This window comes from Candidatus Melainabacteria bacterium (assembly GCA_003963305.1).
GTDB lineage: Bacteria > Cyanobacteriota > Vampirovibrionia > Obscuribacterales > Obscuribacteraceae > PALSA-1081.
In genome coordinates this window covers 445,360-460,162 of record RXJR01000004.1, presented here as the reverse complement: position 1 = coordinate 460,162, position 14,803 = coordinate 445,360, and the positions used below count along the sequence as shown (strand labels likewise).

11 protein-coding genes are annotated in these 14,803 nt (G+C 49.5%); 2 read left to right on the top strand and 9 right to left on the bottom strand.

Features of this window, described 5'->3' with window-relative positions; translation table 11 throughout:
- Positions 1–61 precede the first annotated feature (61 nt).
- Together EKK48_06205 and EKK48_06200 are read left to right on the top strand one after the other, a co-directional pair.
- Positions 62–535, top strand: coding sequence for a 2-C-methyl-D-erythritol 2,4-cyclodiphosphate synthase (locus EKK48_06205; protein RTL44840.1), 474 nt, complete (start codon positions 62–64; stop codon positions 533–535).
- A gap of 188 nt (positions 536–723) precedes the next feature.
- On the top strand, positions 724–2,412 hold the full coding sequence (locus EKK48_06200) for a hypothetical protein (protein ID RTL44839.1): 1,689 nt from the start codon (positions 724–726) through the stop codon (positions 2,410–2,412).
- 153 nt (positions 2,413–2,565) lie between these two features.
- Here the strand turns inward: EKK48_06200 and EKK48_06195 are convergent, their stop codons facing one another.
- The 9 genes from EKK48_06195 to EKK48_06155 form a co-directional block, all read right to left on the bottom strand.
- Positions 2,566–4,356: a hypothetical protein gene (locus EKK48_06195; GenBank protein RTL44838.1), complete on the bottom strand. Its 1,791-nt coding sequence runs from the start codon at positions 4,354–4,356 to the stop codon at positions 2,566–2,568.
- Entirely contained in the window at positions 4,353–6,227 is a 1,875-nt protein-coding gene (locus EKK48_06190) for a peptidase U62 (protein RTL44837.1), read from the bottom strand. Before EKK48_06190 ends, EKK48_06195 begins: the two co-directional genes overlap by 4 nt.
- A gap of 95 nt (positions 6,228–6,322) precedes the next feature.
- Positions 6,323–7,696 (bottom strand): M20/M25/M40 family metallo-hydrolase, encoded by a 1,374-nt coding sequence (locus EKK48_06185; protein RTL44836.1) that lies wholly within the window; start codon positions 7,694–7,696, stop codon positions 6,323–6,325.
- Positions 7,697–7,978: 282 nt separating this feature from the next.
- On the bottom strand, positions 7,979–8,629 hold the full coding sequence (locus EKK48_06180; GenBank protein ID RTL44835.1) for a hypothetical protein: 651 nt from the start codon (positions 8,627–8,629) through the stop codon (positions 7,979–7,981).
- 86 nt (positions 8,630–8,715) lie between these two features.
- Entirely contained in the window at positions 8,716–9,279 is a 564-nt protein-coding gene (locus EKK48_06175; protein ID RTL44834.1) for a hypothetical protein, read from the bottom strand.
- Positions 9,279–10,943: a hypothetical protein gene (locus EKK48_06170; protein RTL44833.1), complete on the bottom strand. Its 1,665-nt coding sequence runs from the start codon at positions 10,941–10,943 to the stop codon at positions 9,279–9,281. The genes EKK48_06175 and EKK48_06170 overlap by 1 nt, the downstream gene beginning before the upstream one ends.
- Positions 10,944–11,306: 363 nt before the next feature.
- Positions 11,307–12,467 (bottom strand): saccharopine dehydrogenase, encoded by a 1,161-nt coding sequence (locus EKK48_06165; protein ID RTL44832.1) that lies wholly within the window; start codon positions 12,465–12,467, stop codon positions 11,307–11,309.
- 64 nt (positions 12,468–12,531) lie between these two features.
- Positions 12,532–13,332, bottom strand: coding sequence for an SDR family oxidoreductase (locus EKK48_06160; GenBank protein ID RTL44831.1), 801 nt, complete (start codon positions 13,330–13,332; stop codon positions 12,532–12,534).
- Complete coding sequence (locus EKK48_06155; protein RTL44830.1) at positions 13,329–14,801, bottom strand: aldehyde dehydrogenase; 1,473 nt, start codon at positions 14,799–14,801, stop codon at positions 13,329–13,331. Before EKK48_06155 ends, EKK48_06160 begins: the two co-directional genes overlap by 4 nt.
- Positions 14,802–14,803: the final 2 nt, after the last annotated feature.

Here is a 14,803-nt window from a genome sequence, read left to right as displayed (position 1 = left end):
GTTGGTCTGGACGAGCCCGGGAGATGCGAATCAGCATGAACCCGGGGCTGGAGAGGTCTAAGTGAGAATCGGCACCGGATACGATGTGCATAAATTTGTGGAGGGGCGGCCGCTTGTTATCGGCGGAATTCGTATCGATTATCCGCTCGGGATGGAAGGACATTCAGACGGCGATCCACTCACTCACGCGATCATCGATGCTTTGCTCGGCGCGGCTGCTCTCGGGGATATAGGGCTGCATTTTCCACCCGGAGACCCGCAGTACAAGGGCGCTGACAGTCTTGTGTTGCTCGAACACGTTTATGAGCTCTTAGTCGCACGTGGCTACAAAATCGTCAACATCGATTCGACTATCATTTGCCAGGCACCCAAGATGTCTCCTTATTTCAATCGCATCAGGGAGTCGCTTGCATCGCGCCTGCATATGGACGTCGACGCTCTCAGCGTCAAAGCAACGACGACAGAAAAACTCGGTTACCTGGGACGTGGCGAAGCTGTAGCTGCAGAGGCGGTAGCTCTGATTTCAAAAGAGTAGAAAGCCTGGTGAAAGGTTTAGACCAGCTAGCCATGAGCCTTCTGATTATTAAAAGTTGTTGACAAGTGCCCGGTGCCTTGATACAGTTTCATTTGCCCCTCTGAATATTTACTAAGAACCGGTTGCTGCCAGGTTTGCTGTTTTCGCAGCTCGCCTCAATGTAGCGACCCCAACACAGGTGACGACGAATGTCTCGACCTTCAGCTGCTGCATTGGAGAATCTCAACGCTGCTCCGCTAGATATTCCGGCACTCGCACTTTCTAATCATGTATATGGTGATCTCATGCCGCGCAATTTCACAGCTGCCGGCGCACCCCAGGAATTGCCTCAGAGTCTTGATTTCAGTCCAAACATTTACCCGGCGGATGCAATTGATTCGTTGCCTGCCGCTACACCGGAGCAGCTCAGACCAATCTTTGATAAGGCTACGAGCGTTTCTTTTACGAGCGCTGCGGACAATCAGAAGAGTGGTCAGCAGCCCGATTTTTTCCTGGGAGCAGATGGCAAACTCAGAGCTAATCCTGATAAGAAAAGCCCGAATAAAGACGGGTCCATCAACATCGAGCTGCAAGCAAAAAACAAGTCTGATGTTGATGCTAAAAAGTTTGCTGACCAGTTGCAGAAGGCTGCTATTAAAGACTTGATCAGCTATTTTGCCAAAAATAATCCTGGAGCGAAGATTCCACAAGATTGGCTGGATCAATTGCAAAAAGCACCGGACTTGCCGCCGGCACCAGTTCCGCTTGCTGTCGATCAGCCTGCTGCACCAGACGTTACTCCACCTGCACCACAGGATCAGCCTCAACCTGCGCAACCAGTTCAACAACCCTCTGATTCCGGCTCCTCCGGTGGGGGCGGTGGTGGTGGCGGCGGTGGTGGCGGCAGTTATGGCGGTGATGGCGGCGGCGGTGGCGGCGGCGGTCGCAGTTACGGCGGAGATTCAGGCGTTTCTCGAGCCGGTAGTGACGGCATTGGTCCTAACGTCAATTTGAATGCCAACTCTCCTGCGGCAATGCAGATCATGGACTACTTTGTAGAAAAGGGATTAACCAAAGAGCAGGCGGCTGGAATTACCGGCAATCTTCAATATGAATCAGGTCTGAATCCCGGCATAACTGAAGCAGGAAATGGTATCGGTTACGGTCTGGCTCAATGGAGCTTTGGTCGACGCGACGCCTTAAATGAGTTTGCTCAGAGCGAGGGCAAACCGGTTTCCGATATGAAAGTGCAACTTGATTTTCTGTGGAAAGAAATGAACACTACAGAACCGGCAGCGCTGGATGCTTTTAAGGCGAATCCAAATATGAGTGCGGCGGAAGCATCAAATATTTTCTACGATAAGTTTGAACGACCTCTCTACAATCCAGAAAATAGAAACAACCGAAGTGAGGCGGCTACTCAGTTTCTTGCTCAGTACGAAAGCAATAATGGCAGTCAGGGTGCGGTTGCGGATAACAGCGGACCATCTGGCAATGCACCGGCTCCAACTGAGTTCAATCAGAGATTGGTTGCGGCGATTAAGGAGCAAGATGCGAACATGGCGGGAACTGGATACTGCGCAAAGGCGGTACAGCAAGCTCTCAGTCAGTGTGGATTGCCTGAGTTCCTTGGTTCCGGCAATGGTGGCGAAATGGATAAACCACTGCTGGATAGCGGAAAGTTCAAGGAGATTTCTTATGCTGACGCCAGACCCGGTGACATAATCGTCAGACCACCCAGTGCAAATCCTAATGATAGTAGCGTTTACGGTGACATTTCGGTAATAACAGCCAGGAACGGAGACAATATAACCCAAACCAACGACGCAACTTACCAGTTCCACAAAGATAACGACCGATACGATGGCAAAGCAAAATTTATCCGTTACACCGGCTGAGTTTGCTTGTCATTCTATAACTTGGTTGCGTCTTTCAAAAATCGGTTTCGATTTTCAATGATCGGTTGCGTCTTTCAATGATCGGTTTCGTCTTTCAACAACAGCTGTGTTTTCGATAATCGGTTGACTTCAATAATCGGTTCAGCCGAACAACTACTTTTTACTGTCAGTTTTAGCTTGCTCAAGTGGATTGGGCGCGATTGGCAGTGTTGTGTGGTCAGGCTTGACCGGCGTCAGTTCGAGTTCACCAATCACATAAGAAGGTATGACCAGCGCTCTAGCTGCCGAATCTTGCGGTTCGACGATTTGCGCGGTAGGTTGATCCCCGACTGCCTGAATGTCTCGGAACGCCCTCAACGAAATATTTCTAAACTCCAGCCCTCGTACCAATTCTCGTTTGCCATCTGGATAGAGCTTGTATACGAAACCCGGACTGCCCGGCTGCATTGAATAGGCAGGCGTTACGTATGGACGCTCACGATGTTGTCCGGAGGGGTATTCTTGCATTTGATAGTCGTCATACATTCTAGAGACAACCAGGACATAGTCTGTGCCGGCGTCTTTTGCCAGATCGAAGAGCTGCTGTCGAATTTGTTCCGGTGTGGATGGCTGGGAGCAGCTCACTTTCAAGATGCTGAAGTCGCCGTGTCCGCCAACTGAATGCCCATTGCTGTGTGGGTTTTTCTTGGTCGGCAGTCGACTCTGGCAAAAGCCTTTCAAAATACCATTGTCGACCAGCGTCAGCTGTTTTGCCGGCATGCCTTCATCATCAAATTTGAATGTGCCATACAACAAATTGCCAGCTGCATCTTTAGCTTGCGGATCATCAATGACAGTCATATTCTTGGGGAGGATCTTCCGTCCCACGGCATTTTTCAGCGGATTTCGGAAGTCTTCCTCGCCGATATAGTCTTCGGCAAAGCAAAAGTTTGGCGCCATGACCTGAGAAAAAAGTTGCGCTGCTGCCTGCCCTTCGAACAGTACCGGTCCGCAGTATTCCTCAGCCTGAGGAGCCTTCTGTGCGGAGACAACACGTTCTGCTAGCTGTTCCGTTCTTTGCTTTAGTTCATCGAATGATGGCAGCTGCTCCTCATTTGTTACTGCGAATACATCAAAGTCGGAAATTGGCATTCCGTCGGAAGCTTGTGCAGAAGCCGTTATGCGCAGTGAGATTTTTGAGACCGAGTCTCTAACTCTTGATCCTTCTGAATTTACATACCAGGTGTTGATGGTGCGGTTGATGAAAGATACTTTTGACTTTTGCAGAGAGGGATAATTCTTGAATATCGCTGACAGTTGCTGCACTGTGTCGATCCACTTAGGATCTGATTTTGTAGTGCGCAGCGGATTGATGGAGGTGATTGCCTCTTCGTGGCTCATGTCCGGTAATCTATCGGGCACATTGTTGGCGCTGAGATAGGCTTTTTTCCACTCTAGAAAGCGGATCGCGCTCTTGTATTCATTGTCGCTGTACAGCCAGAGCGCTCGCCGGATCGCATCGTAATTGTCGTCGACGGGCAGCGGATAGATTGAGTCAGTGTGAGAAGAGACGTGGTAGCCACTGTCGAGATCGTAATCGCCAACACGTATTATTGGCGTGAGGACCCGATCGTGCGCTTTGTTGACGATCGGTTTTGATCCTAAGATCGATGAAAAAACGATCTCATCGACATCTTTGACTGCATACGAAACAAAATATGGGGGCTTGTGTTGATCGACGCGCAACTCGGAAATTGACCTGGACATTTCGTCCACGAGGGCACTCATCACAACATCGCTGTCTGCATAGACTGCGGCAGTAGAAGCCAGAGAGAGCACTGTTAGAAATAGGCAGGCTCGTGTGATTTGCACGATTCTGTTGCGGTCACTCGAGATGATGCCGAGGAATTGGTCGCATCCGGACTTCCAGAGTTTGGCGGATTTTACAACAAAGCCTCTATTCATTGACTGCCACCTTTCGAGGAGTGCTCGGATGGCGGCTTCGTTTCAACTTTTGTATTGTTTCCAGGTGGTGGCAGTATCGGCACTTTGTCGAAAGATTTCGCAGAACGCTTTGTTTCCATGCTTTCAATCAGCAGGCTGGGTGCCACTGCCGAGACCGGAACCGGACCTGACTCTCTTCCGCAAACACCATTGAATACCGATCTCTCTTCGCCGGCCGCTATTACATGTTCAAGCGCTGCTAGTGGCGTGCCGATGATCTCTGCACCGCGAATGAGTTGATCGGGCTTACCGTCGGCGAATATCTTGTAGACGATGAGCGGGTTGATGTAATAAGTTTGTTCCGAACCTCTGGCTGTGTAAGTATGACCGCCTTGAATTTCGTCAAACAGAAGTCCGTATGGCTTGTGTTCTTTTTTGAGCTGGCCTATCAGCAGGGCTCTAAGCTTTTCGAATGGAACCTGTTTTTTGGGATCAGCGTTGACTATCAAGTTCGCCTGTCTTGCAACCGGATTCCATCCCGGAGACGAGCGCCCGTGACCGTTTGACCTGGAGAACCCCTGCACCATCGTTCTGTTTAGTAGAAAACCGGTCAGTACACCGCTTTTGGCCAGAGTGACTGCCTGTCCTGGCACACCCTCGTCATCATATTTGTAATGACCGTTTAGGTACTCCCCGTTCCATTTTTCAAGAGTAGGATCATCGACAACCGTTAAGAACCTGGGCATCACCTGGGTGCCCAGTTTTTTTGCGAAGGTTTTGCCTTCGTTCTCACTTTTTTCATGCACGGCCTCCACCCTGTGGCCAAAACTCTCGTGGAAAAACACAGCCGCTGCTTTTCCTGAAAGAATTGCCGGCCCGACAAATGGCTCCGCTACTGGTGCCTTACGCAATTGCTCTAATTTGTTTGCCAGTTTTTCTACTCTTGCAGCCAGTTCCTTTTCGTCCGGGAAAAGGGATGCGTCCGGCCGCGAAATAGTGTCGTTCAATGAGAGCGCCATTCCATCATCAGCCAGGGTATTAGCAACAATCATAAGATGGTAGTCGAGGTGCTGTTCAATTATTTTCGAGCCCTCACTGTTGACGAAGTAACGTAATTGAGGCTCGCTTACGAATGCTACGGTTGAATTCTGCAAAAGAAGAGGATGTTTAAGGAAGATCAAGGACAGCCTTCTGACGCGCTCACGCCATAACGCTCTGTCAAATTTGATTTCTTTGATTGGAGAGATGTATTTGTGAATTGGCTGCGATGAAAAGTCATCAGATTTGTCGTCTTCGTCCGACATTACCTCATTATTTGCTACCAGTTCGGAGTAGCGCTGCTGCGCCGCTTTATAGGCTTCGTCAGTCTTTAACCACAAACATTCCTGTAATGGAATTCCAGCACCATCGCTGGGCAAGGTCGAGGACAAGGTAGTCGATTTCTCGTATTGATGCGGTGAGGAGGAATTCTTTCCTCGCAAAAAATGTGTGTTATCGAATTTAGGCGTACCGACGCGCAAATCAACCGCCAGCATACGCCAGGAATTATTGGGATAGTCATCCAGAATGGCGCCGTTCGTCGCTGAAATCTTCTCCCAGTTTCCCTCGTATAGTCTGTATGCCAGATAATAGAGTGGAACTTTGCCGGCGTTTCGAAGTTTTGCCAGTGAGCGTTTCAGTTCGGCATCCATGGTCTGGATAATAGGATTGTCCGCCACCACAGCCGCACCGTCGCTTGGTCCCTGGCTGGAAGAGCCGGTCGTCTTTTTGTCTGTCTGTCCATAATTGGCCTTGCTTTTTGACTTGGTGTTTGTTTTAGAAGCAAACGGTGCAGGCTCGGAGCTTACAGTCTTTCTGGTTGAACACAGTCCCGGTTCCGAATAGTGGACCATTGCCAAATTCGATGCGAGAACTGCAGCGACCAGAGAGGCCGCATTCAATTTCAACTTGCAGTGGTTTCCAGTGTGTACCAATTGTTGCCGCTTTCTTATTGCTTCAGCTTGGATAAAGCATTGAAATAGTGTACGAACATTTTTATGCCGCCTCCGGCTTGCTGCCAGTCAAAGTTCTCGTTAATGGCATGGTATCCGTGTTCAGGTAATGAAAGACCTAGAAATACAATCGGCTTATTGAGAATATCGTGCATACTCACCACGGCACCAATTGAGCCACCTTCTCTAGTGAAAGCGGCTTCTTTACCGAAGGCAGCTTTCATGGCGGCACTTGCAGCCTCGTTGTAAGGACCGCCGAATTCTCCCAGATAGGGACGAAGCGCACCTTCCGGCAAGACTTCAGCGTCAGGACATTTTTCTTTTACGAAGCTCTTGAACAACGCAAAAATCTTCTCTGGATCTTGATCCTTGACCAGGCGCATACTGATTTTAGCTTCTGCTTCATGGGGCACAATCGTTTTGACGCCCGGACCGTGATAACCGCCCGTGATACCATGTACTTCGAAAGTTGGCAGTGCCCAAATGCGCTGGGATGCTTCTTTGGCATCTCGTGTGCGCAGCGAATTCAGTTCATGCGCTTTCATGAAGGCATCGACGTTAAACCCAGAGGCGACGAAGTTATTTGTTTCGTCGTCGGAAATTTTCCGGACATCGTCGTAGAAGCCCGGAATGTTCACGTGCCCAGTTTTGGCGTTATAGCACTCGTTAATGAGATGTGCCAATTCTCCCACTGGGTTGCGAGCTAAACCGCCCGTGGTGCCGGAGTGAACGTCTTTGACTCCGGTCTTGAGGCGGACAAGCACACCTTGCAGTCCTCGTAAACCATAAGGAATAGCTGGTCTTTCTCGTGAGACCCAGATAGTGTCTGAAATCACAATTGAATCAGTTTTGAGTTTTGCCTTATTGTCATGCAAAAACTGTTCAAAGTTTGGACTGCCAATCTCTTCTTCTAACTCCCAGATGAATTTGATGTTGATTGGAATCTTTTGCTCGCGCGCGTATTTTGCCGCGTAAAGTACTGACAGCGCCGGACCTTTATCGTCGGTTGTGCCTCGACCACGATAGGTCCCGTCTTCGATCTTCATATCGAACGGAGGCGATTGCCATTCTGACGGATCTGCTGGTTGCACATCAATATGATTGTAGACCGTGACGGTCGGGTATCCAGGATCGGCAAGCATTTCAGCAATCACGACTGGATTACCACTGGTAGGAATAATTTCAGCCTTTGCGCCAGCCTCTGTCAGCAAGCGTGCTGCCACTTCGGCTGTGCGCATTATGTCTGACTTCCGATTGGGATCCATGCTGACGCCTGGAATATCAACGAGCATCTTCAGCTCTTGCTCGTACTTCTGACGAGACGCGGCAGCGTACTCAGCGACCTTATCTACATCGACTTCGACTGGCATTCTTCCTCCCTGGCAACAGCAGCAATATCGTACTTGCCAACCGAAGTTTTCAATCTTCCGAAATCGGAAGTTCGGAGACCAATTACGAATCTGCAATCATGCGTAAGCATAATCTGTGATTGGATAATTCATACGCTAATAGTCAAGCAAATCAGCGCTAAATTCAATATTGACTACCGTGGCCCAGTGCTTACCAGGCCCGAGTTTGGCCGCAGTCGATTTTGTATGGTCCTGCTTCGTCTACTTTTCAGGCAATCCACAGTTGTGTGCCTGTTTATTGGTTCAGGCCGCTATTGAAGTCTGTTCTGCACTAGCCACTTGTGGTGCTTGCAGCGCTGAGTTTACCTTGTTGATGTATTCGCTAACTTTGTTTGCCACTGTTGCAGCGTCGAAATAGCCAACTATTCTGCCCACTTCATCGAGCATCGTGCCGTTTGGGCTTAGTACGGAGATTGAAGGATAGTGATCGACACCCAGCGCTTTACCAATGTTGGCTGCCACTGCATCTGTCGAGGGAGTGCTTTTGAGAAAAACTGCTTTGGACGCGAGTCTCTGGAATTCTTCCTTATCCAGCTCTCTGTTCATGGCCTGAGACCATTGACCATTTTCACCGAACACCATAACAATTGGTTTCTTGGCTTGTACTGCTGCGTCATAGCCGTCGGCAGTGTTCGTGATCCAATCGATTTTTTCTGCTCTGTCGGTCTGTCCGTTCGGCAAATCTCTGATCACTTGCCGATCTGAAGGACGTGTCGGATTGTATGCTACGTCATTTTGAGTCAGCGTCAGCTCTGGAAGAACCGCCTGTGCAGTGCTAGTGTCTTTTGTCGGTGGAACAATTGACCAGTCGATTGACTGGGCTGCTTTATTGAAATTGTCTGCAAAAACGCTAAATGCAGACTGTTCCACGTAAGAATCGGCTGATTTGCTCATCAGTCTTGTTTCCTTATTTCGCCAGAGTTCTCACATGTATACAAGTGAGAGCGAAATTAGACAAAATTTCGAAATAATTGTCAGGCTTACTTCCAGAGAACCGTAGAAAGTGTATCCGTGAAGGTTTTCACGAATCGTTCGAATTGAAAGTAGCCGTAGGAAGCTGGAACTTGCAGGTAGATTTCTTGAATTCTATTATTGTCGGCACCCGAGTCGATAAAAATCCCGCAGTATTCATTTTGGACTTGCTTAGATAACGGTTCCAGAAATGAGCCTTTCACTTTCAAAAGGCACTTGCCGTTTATGTTTGTGATTTCGCCTTGTGTAAACCGAAAGTTCGGCCCGCGCGCGCCTCTTTCCTTATTCGTCCACTGATTGTTTCCTGCATTGCCCATCACGGGAGCTAATTGCAGAAGTTCTTCGCCGCTCTCGACTACTTTGTGTTCGCCCAGAGCGAGTATCTTTCTGAAATCTCGCAGGGCCGATTCCGGCACGCCCTGGGTCTTTTCGAAGAGTGTTATTTCCACATCACTATGCGCAGGTGGATGCAGGCAGATCATCTTCAAGACGCCTGTGTTTATCTCTCCGTCCGCCAGCCAATCGCCGGGAACAGTGATGCTTTTGATTGCCCCGAAGTCTCGAAGTTCCATTACCTGCCGAAGTTAGCACGGATCTCTTCGATTTTGTGTTTGAGGATACCGATTTGCATCGAATCATTTTTGCTGACTGCGTCATCAAGCATGCTTTGCAGTGGAGCAATTTGGACGCTTGGGTCAAGGTTTGGATTTTTCTTGAGCGGATTTTCGTCCATGTCTTTCCAGGACTTGTCGAAGACGTCTTGTCTCCATGTCTTGTAGTCTTCGTCGCGCATGACACCGTCATTTCTCGACCAACCGCGTCGGTTACCGCCCTGGTCACCGTTGCCTTGTTGTCCACCCTGATCGCCGCCACCTTTTTGCTGGTGACCGCTTTCATCGACACGTCCTGCGCTGGTTGGCAAAGTAGCGTTGTAGAGGTCGCTTACGTTGACCCACTTGTTGTTGGCAGAACCCCACTGGTTTGTCATGAAAACCTGAGGAGGAGGACCGGCTTTGTAGTCGCCGACAGTGACCACGTGCCAGCCGCCGGAGCCGCCCTTGTCGCCGTTGCCGCCGAACAATTGATCGTTGGCGTTTACCATGATGATTGCAGGTGGTTTTCCGGAAGTAAGAGCGTCTGAGAATTCTTGGTAAGAGCGGACTTTGGCAGTGCCATCGGTTTTATCGGGACCAGCTACATCGGCATTCGAAATTATGTAATTTCCCGAGAACCCTAGCCGTTTACCGATGTCGGCCATAGCATCTACACTTAGTGCGGGCTGCCTCATGGGTTTTCCGTCGGGCCCCATGACCTCTTGCCCATTGGCGTATTTCAGCCGTTCTCCCGTGTCAGACTGGCTTGTGGGAGCGACTTGCGAGTAAAAGAGAGGCGGATTCTGGTGTTGCCAGTAATCGTTGACCGTAGCCTGGTCGAAAATCTGACTGGCATAGTTGCGCTTTCCATCGGTTTGCTTGTCACCAAACTGAAGTGAAGCTTCTCGGTCCTCGTGCAAACTAGCTGCGTCGAGTTTAATCACTTTGCCATCGCTTGATTGAAATTGACCTGTTAAACCAACTTCTGAAACGATGCGGGCGGCTTCAGCAGGATTGGTGACATTGAGCCGACGCTCGATTGTCGTGACATTGCAGGTGTTGTGGAAGCCCTGGTCGGTGCCGGTTCTGAGTGATGCGTTGTGCAAGATGCTTCCAGCAAGTTGATTGCGCTCATCGGCCGAAAGAGGTGATTGTCCACCATCGTTTCTCAGCAATCTGGCGGTCGAATCGTAAATGCCTTTGACCTGATCTGCAGTCAAAGGTGGATTGCGATTCTCAATTGCCTTCAAGTCTTTGTCAACTTCAGCCTTCTGATCGGCAGTCATACCGTCAGTTAATTTGAGCAAGTCTTGTCTCGACTTGATGACGCTGGCGTCGTTGCTGACAGATGATGGAGCGTCGGTTGGCTTGCCAGTTGCGTCAGTAACTGGTTTCGTGCCGTCAGTGGGTTGTGTTTGGTCGCCCGGCTTGCCGCTTCTGAGCGGTGTGGCCAGTTCCGGGTTTACGCCCTGCGGTCCGTAGATATTGGAGAATTCCAGCTTGCCATCTTTGACTATATTGGGACGCGACTCAGTCGGCGTTCTAGCTGCCGCCATCTCTGTGTTAGACACTGTCAAGTTAGGAGCGGAATGCGCTACCTCTTTGACCGAGCTTTTCTCTGATTTTTCTGAAGTTTCAACCACGGGTTGATGACCTGCGATCCTGAATGGAAACGCCAAAAAGCGCTTTCATCGGACCTATTGAGACTTGGGCAAGCTAGTAATATGAACTGAATTGTGCCTATTTTGCCTGGACATATATATGATGTCAAGTTAAACCAGGGTTCCGCTTGATTGCTTGCCAGGCTTAAATTTTAGGGCTTCAATCTCTCGCGAATTCAACCGATAACGGTTCGCTTTCGAGAGGAAAAAGACTCAACCGATAACGGTTCGCTTTCGAGAGGAAAAAGACTCAACCGATAACGGTTCGCTTTCGAGCGGAAAAAAACTCAACCGATAACGGTTTAGTTTCGCCGAGCAAAGTCTCAGGTGTTAATGGTGGCCGGCTTAAGTTGCGACCGGGGCTCGCTCGGTCATGGTCAGCTTAATGCCGCGACTTTCCAGTTCAGCCAAAAAGAGTTTGACGGGAACGCTTGTTTCTTGTTTCAGCACTCCTCTGTCCGTGATGTCGCCGCGTGCCATCATTTGAGCAACTATGGAGGCTGGGAACGCAGTCATTCTCATCATCGCCGAAACCTTATCGGCCTGATCGTTGTAGTCGATACATTCCCACACTATCTGCACGGGTTCGCGTTCTTTGATACCAGTAACAGTTACCCGTACCAACACCACATCCGGTTCATCCTGGGGTAGGGTTTTGATCAACAGATCAGACAGAAGATCTCTCGGTACGACTTTGCCTGAAGGCAGCTGTACAGGCTCTGAACTCATCAGACCGAGGTGCTTGAGCAGGTACATCTGCTCACAATGACCTTTGTAGCGAATGGTTTTATAATCCATGTGCTGGATCTTCCCACCATATGTCTTTGGCAGCGTTGAGATTCCGCCTGAAGTATTGAACGCTTCCAGCTTTCCAAACGGTTTTGGAAACTCAATTTCTTCGATGTCGGTAAGCGATGGCACCTGGAATTCCTTGCCGTCGCGAATCACCGTGCAGTCTTCTACATATTCATTTATCAAACCATCGATGGCAAAAAACTGCGCATATTTCAACGGTCCCTCAGGATCAACTGGAAGCCCCCCGACACGTATACGCATTTCATAGAGTTCATCCAGACTGTCCGCCGCATTGACAGCCAGCATTGACACCATCCCTGGTGCCAACCCGAGGTCGGGCATGATGGAGATGCCTCTTTCTTTTGCGAGATCGTCGAGTAAAAATTCCTTAGCTACCATTGCTTCGTTACCGCCCAGGTCGACGAAGTGAGTTCCTGCTTCCAGTGCAGCTTTGGCCAGGTCGTAGTTATGATGGTAGGTTACGCAGCTAATGCAGGCATCACAGGCTGCCATTAATTTGACGACTTCATCGAATTTTTTTACGTCCAGTTCGACCGGCACGATTTTCGGATCGGCAAGAAGGTCAAGTAAGGTTTCAACGCGCTTGATGTCGAAATCGGCTACGACAACTTGTTCTACTTTGGGGCTGCGAATCAGATCGAAGACTGCGGCATAACCCATGCGACCGGCGCCAAGCACTAAAAACTTCACTGCTACATCCTCACATTGATTGAACTACGACAGCTAAATTTGTTCTGAAGCGAAAATAATACCATCAGACCGTCGATCTGCGCTTACCGCCATCGACACAGAGGGTGGAACCGGTTATGTATGAAGCCTGGTCGGAGCACAGGAAGACAGCCGCGGCTGCGAATTCCTCAGGCGTACCCAATCTGCCTGCAGGAATAGGCTTGACATAGTCAGCCATGTATTCTTCCTCTGTTTGACCGGTCTTTTCTCGGCGAATGCGTATCAGATTTTCGATTCGCCCTGTCCAGATGGCACCCGGAGCAATGCAGTTTACTGAGATGTTGTATTTTGCCACTTCATCGGCAAGTGTTTTGAGCATCGATGTCACTGCCGAGCGCATCGCGTTAGAGATTGCCAGATTGCTTATTGGTTCTAGTACAGACAAGGATGTGACGCAGACTATGCGACCCCAATTGTTCTTCTTCATATGAGGAATGAACGCTTCATTTAAGTCTGCGACGGCAGGGAATAGCTGCTGAAAACCCTCATGCCAATCTGATTGTGTAGTGCCTTCTACTGAAGTCGGCTTTGGACCGCCTGTATTGTGCACGATGATGTCTACACCGCCTGTTTTCTCGGCTTCGGCAATCAATCTTTTCCTATCGGCTTCAATGGACAAGTCGCTGATCACAACTACTGGTTTGATTTTAGTTTTTGCTTCGATTTCTGCTGCCACCGCATTTAGTTCGTCTTTGCTGCGTGCGCAGATGATCAGCTCAGTGCCCTCTTCTGCTAGAGCAAGAGCAATGGCTCGTCCCAGCCCCTTTGAGGCGGCGCAGACAAGTGCTCGTTTTCCTTTGATTTTTAGATCCAATGTGTCACCTATTTATTTCTGTATTTGTAAGTGATCGTTTTTGTTTGTGAGAAGAAATCGAGACTGTATCTGCCGCCCTCGCGTCCGAGTCCGGACGATTTCTGACCGCCAAACGGTGCTCTCAGTTCTCTGACAAACCAGCAGTTTACCCAGACCATCCCAGATCTTAGTTTGGTAGCAACTCGATGACAGCGGTCTATATCCTGGCTCCAGACGCTTGCCGAGAGACCATACGGTGTGCTGTTGGTCATTTCGATAACCTGATCTTCGCTGTTAAACGGAATTACCGGTACGGCTGGACCAAAAATTTCTTCCTGGCAGAATCGTGAGTCGAAGGGTAGATCTGTGAAGACTGAGGGCGCTAAGAAATTTCCATTTGGCAGTTCGCTTATGCGATGACCGCCAGTCATCAGTTTGCCTTCTTTTTTGCCGATTTCTAAGTAGCTCTCCACTTTTTTCAGATGCTCTTTGCTGATTAATGCTCCCATCTGGGTCTGAGGATCAAGAGGATCGCCGACTTTGATCTGTTTTACCTTTTCAACAAGTCGTTCAACGAACTCGGAATAAATCGTGTCCTGTACAAATAGTCTTGATCCGGCCAGGCAGATTTCACCCTGGTTTCGGAATGCCGCACGCACTGAGGTCGCCAGCGCATCGTCGATGTTAGCGTCTGCGAAGATGATATTTGCACCTTTGCCACCAAGCTCGAACGAAAGCTTTTTCAGTGTCTGGGCGCCAGCTGCCATGATCGCTCTTCCCGTAGAGGTTTCGCCTGTAAAGGAGATGCTGTCGACCAGTGGATGTCGAGTTAAGGCCTCACCTGCGCCATTAGCACCAAATCCGTGCACAACGTTGAATACACCATCTGGCAATCCTGCTTCTTGCACGATCTCTGCAAATAATGTTGCTGTATAGGGTGTCCACTCAGCTGGTTTGAGAATGCATGAATTACCCATGGCCAGACACGGTGCAATTTTCCACGTGGCTAGATAGAGTGGCAAATTCCATGGAGTGATTAGTCCGCAGACGCCCAGCGGTTCGCGCACCGCCAGATGTCTTTCATACTCTCCCACCGTATACAGATCCTCGCTTGCCGATTGAGCGAAGTCTGCGAAGAAGTGGAAATTGTAAGCAGAGCGGGGAATGTCTCCCTCTAAACTTTCGCTGATTGGTTTTCCGGCGTCCATTGATTCGGCGCGGGCCAGAGTCTCTTTCTTCGCGAGAATCAAGTCGCCAATTTTTCTCAATATGTCACAGCGTTCTCGAATAGACATGCGCGCCCAGGGTCCAGTCTCGAAGGCCTTGCGTGCCACCTTCGCAGCTTTGTCGATATCATCCGCGGTGCCGAGGGCAACTTTTGCTATAACTTCATTTGTAGCTGGATTTATGGTGTCAAAAGTTTCTCCACCCGAGGCTTTAGTGAACTCGCCACCTATGAAGTGATTGAGTTGCAATGTTTTTGTTCGCACTTCGGTAGTCATTT